This window comes from Enterobacter sp. TCD1-1 (genome assembly GCF_020567405.1).
In the GTDB taxonomy this organism is placed as follows: Bacteria; Pseudomonadota; Gammaproteobacteria; order Enterobacterales; family Enterobacteriaceae; genus Enterobacter; species Enterobacter quasiroggenkampii.
The window spans coordinates 1-521 of the sequence record NZ_JAJCXF010000017.1; the positions used below are offsets into that span (position 1 = coordinate 1).

Genomic DNA, 521 nt, shown 5'->3' on the forward strand with positions numbered 1-521 from the left:
CGCTTACCGCTCATGGGGACCTCTCTTTAAGTCATCTTAAATGACTCTGAGGTGTCTGTTAAACCCGTGGCGATTCACTTACATTTATAAGCTTGTTATAGGACGTTTTTGTGATTTTAAATTTCAACTGCACAGGGTTAATAATTTGTAAGTTAAGTGTTGACATTATTAAGGAATGCTATCTTCCAGTTCTTTTACTAATTTTTTTGCGGATTTTAAGAATTTTTCATCAATGGATTTATATTTTTCATTGAATTTTATAATGGAAACTAAATATGATCTATAACCTTTTATTTTATTTTGCAATTGATCTGTTGCATATCTATTGTAAAAAGCATAGTTATTGGTGTACTTTGGCTTAAAACTTTTTCTATTTAAATTGAAAACATTCTCCATAATATATATAGGTGATTTTCCTTGTCTGAGTAATGCTGTCATTTTTTTTATTATTTTTGTTTTTTTATTCGATACCCGTATGGTTCCAATAGGAGCATCTTTATAGAAAAACATATTAAATAGTT

General features: G+C 28.4%; 1 pseudogene. It reads right to left on the reverse strand.

Annotated elements, in window-relative coordinates:
* Positions 1 to 168: 168 nt before the first annotated feature.
* Positions 169 to 521: pseudogene (locus tag LJA86_RS22170) on the reverse strand (RNA-directed DNA polymerase); the annotation flags it as partial.